The following is a 2,995-nucleotide window of genomic DNA, read 5'->3' as shown; positions in this document are numbered from 1 at the left end:
ATCAACGCGCCCGCCTGCGCGTCGGGCGCGTTGATGACCCCGCTGCCCCCGCTGCAACCTGACAAACATGCCGCGAGCAGGGCAGGGATGGCGGCTCGGATGTGGTACTTCCTGTTCAAGATGGGCTCCTCCAATCGTTGTTCTCGGTCCCCAATCGTAGGCATCCACACGGCGGGCCTCTAACGCTTATTGCGGAAAATTCCAGCGGATGCAGAAATTTGCATGAATTTCTGCAGATTGTTTTAGTGGCCTGAAGGCGTATTCAGTCGGCTTGCCAGCTTCCTGAATTCCCTGGGGGAACACCCGTACTCTTCCTTGAACACCTTGTTGAAATACGAACTGTTGGCATAGCCGACCGAATACGCGATTTCCGCCACGGTCGCACCGGCCTGGTCGGTCAGCAGTCTGGCCGCTTCGGTCAGCCTCAGCTTTTTCAGATAGCCGGCGAACGACATGCCGAGTTCCGTCTTGAGCACGTCATTGACCTTGCCGCGGGTCGCGCCCGTGCCGGCGGCGACGGCGTCCAGGTCCAGTCCGGCCTGCGCGTAATGGGTGGCGATGAAGCGCAGGATGTCGGCCTTTGCCTTGTCCTCGAACCGTTCGACGGTCAACTGGCGGTATGCCACGAACGACAGATCCTTCCTGAGCCGGGCCGCCACCGTCGCCCCGAGGGCGCGCGACTGCGCGCGGAAGAATCCGATGCCGAAGGCGGTCCAGCCGGCCACCAGGATCACCGCCAGCGCGACGAGGTAGCGGTCGTCGCGGCCATGCAGCGTGAGACCGCTGATCTCGACATGCGAATCGAGCTCGCGCGGGCTGTACTGGCTCGCGCCGAATTCGAGTTTTGCCACCCGATCCAGCTGGTAGGAGCGGCGCGCAAGGTCGACATGTTGGGCGTCGTACCACCACTCCGGAATGGCCAGGCGCGTAAGATCCAGCGAGACCGGCATGCCCTCTTCGTTGCAGGAAAAGAAAGTCATGGCGGGCTTGGCGACACCTTCGTCGACCACGGTGATGTTGAGGATCAGCGAATTGGCGGGCGTGCATTTCGCGAGGAAAGAAACGGTCGAGTACCTCGACAGATCCGCCGTCCCGTCGAACTGCAGCGCCGCCCACGCCCAAGGATGCGGGATGGCGTCCGATACCTTGAAGTCGAACCGGAGCGATTGCCGCGTGGCCTCCTGGATGCGTACCGTCGACGCGCCGCCGAACGGGGCGTCCGTGATGGCGGCGGCGTGCCAGTGCGGCGCCGTGCGATCCCGCGGCAGGAGCGACGCGGATGGCGCGCTGCGATGGATGCAGAAACCCGCGATCAGCGCGTCGGCGGCCAGCAGCAGCACGAACGCGCCGAGGGCCTTCCTGTAGAAGTGCTGCACGTCAGCGCTGCGCGAAAAACGCCGACGGCGAACAGCCGAACGTCTTCCTGAACATGTGCGAAAACGCGGACTGGCTCGTATAGCCCAGTTCCTCCGCCACGCGTGACAGCGGCATCCCGCGCGCGATCAGCGGCGCCGCGTGCGCGAGGCGCACCTGCTGGCGCCATTCGGTGAAACTCATGCCCAGTTCCCGCTCGAACAACCGCGCCAGCGTGCGTTCGGACGCGCCCACCTGGCGCGCCCAGTCGGCCAGCGTGTGCGTGGCGCCGGGTTCATCGAGCAGGCGTTCGCACAGGCTTTGCAGGCGCTTGTCGCGCGGCAGGGGCACGCGGATCGGCAGCGCGGGCGAGCGCGCCAGCTCGTCCAGCATCAGTTCGGACAGGAGCGTCGCGCGCGGCGAGGGCTCCAGCTGCGGCAGTTGTTCCAGTGCGAGGATCAGCTCGCGCAGCAGGGTCGATACTTCCAGCACGCGGCAATCCTCGCCGGGAAACGGCGAGCGCGCGGCGTGGATGCGCACGGGGCGCAGGCGCACGGGTTCGAGCACGGTGACCTCGTGCACGACGCCGGGCGCCGTCCAGATCGCGCGCGACGGCGGCACGATCCAGCTGCTGCCGGCGGCCGTCAGGCGGATCACGCCTTCGCGCGCATACGTCAGCTGGCCGAAGGTATGCGTGTGGGGCGCGACGTTGTCGGCCGCCTCCAGGTCGCGCGCCGTCAGGGTGACGGGCCGCGCCGGCGTGGGATCGAAGCAGTCGGGGAACGGCTGCGTATGGTGGACGACGGGGATGCTCACGGATGTCCGATTCTCGATAGAAGTTGTCCTGCTATCGTAATTCAGCCGTGGTCCATTTGCCTACACTGGCGTTTTCGTCTGGAGTAAATATGTCACAAGACAGCACCCTGCGCGCCGACGCGCGCGTGATCGCCCTGGTGGGCCTCGCCCACGGCACGTCGCATTTCTATCACCTGATCCTGGCCGCGCTGTTCCCCTGGCTGAAGCCCGCGTTCGGCCTCAGTTACGCGGAACTGGGCCTGCTGCTGACGGCGTTCTTCGTCGTGTCGGGCGTCGGCCAGGCGCTGGCCGGCTTCGTCGTCGACAAGGTCGGCGCGCGCAGCGTGCTGTTCTTCGGCATGACGATGCTGGGCGTCTCGGCCCTCGTGCTGTCCGTCGCCGGCAGCTATGCGGCGCTGATGGGGGGCGCGCTGCTGGCCGGCGTCGGCAACAGCATTTTTCATCCTGCCGACTACACGCTGCTGAACCAGCGCGTCTCGCGCGCCCGGCTCGCGCACGGCTTTTCCGTGCACGGCATCAGCGGCAACATCGGCTGGGCCGCGGCGCCCCTGTTCATGACGACGGTCGCGGCGTTCTCCAGCTGGCGCATGGCGCTGGCCTGCGCGGCGATCCTGCCGTTCGCGGTGCTGGCCATCCTGGTCCTGAACCGCGCGCGGCTGGCCCCCGAACCCAAGCCGGTCGTTGCCGCGGCACCTGCGGCCGGCGAGGGCACCTTGTCGTTCCTGCGCCTGCGGGCCGTGTGGATGTGCTTCGCGTTCTTCTTCCTGACGGCCGTGGCGCTGGGCGGCATCCAGGCCTTTGCGTCTATCGGCCTGATGCAGCTGTA

Annotated in this window: 3 protein-coding genes; 1 reads left to right on the top strand and 2 read right to left on the bottom strand. The window is 66.5% G+C overall.

Features of this window, described 5'->3' with window-relative positions; genetic code table 11:
- Nucleotides 1-242: 242 nt before the first annotated feature.
- Nucleotides 243-1,376, bottom strand: coding sequence for a helix-turn-helix domain-containing protein (locus ACEN88_RS27900; RefSeq protein ID WP_413344875.1), 1,134 nt, complete (start codon nucleotides 1,374-1,376; stop codon nucleotides 243-245).
- A gap of 1 nt (nucleotide 1,377) precedes the next feature.
- Nucleotides 1,378-2,169: an AraC family transcriptional regulator gene (locus ACEN88_RS27895; protein WP_258851798.1), complete on the bottom strand. Its 792-nt coding sequence runs from the start codon at nucleotides 2,167-2,169 to the stop codon at nucleotides 1,378-1,380.
- Between the two features lie 89 nt (nucleotides 2,170-2,258).
- Here ACEN88_RS27895 and ACEN88_RS27890 point away from each other — a divergent pair.
- The coding region (locus tag ACEN88_RS27890) for an MFS transporter (RefSeq protein WP_413344873.1) at nucleotides 2,259-2,995 on the top strand (737 nt) is incomplete at its 3' end.

This window comes from Massilia sp. CT11-108 (genome assembly GCF_047302915.1).
GTDB classification, from domain to species: domain Bacteria; phylum Pseudomonadota; class Gammaproteobacteria; order Burkholderiales; family Burkholderiaceae_D; genus Telluria; species Telluria orientalis.
This window is presented reverse-complemented; position numbering and strand designations above follow the sequence as displayed.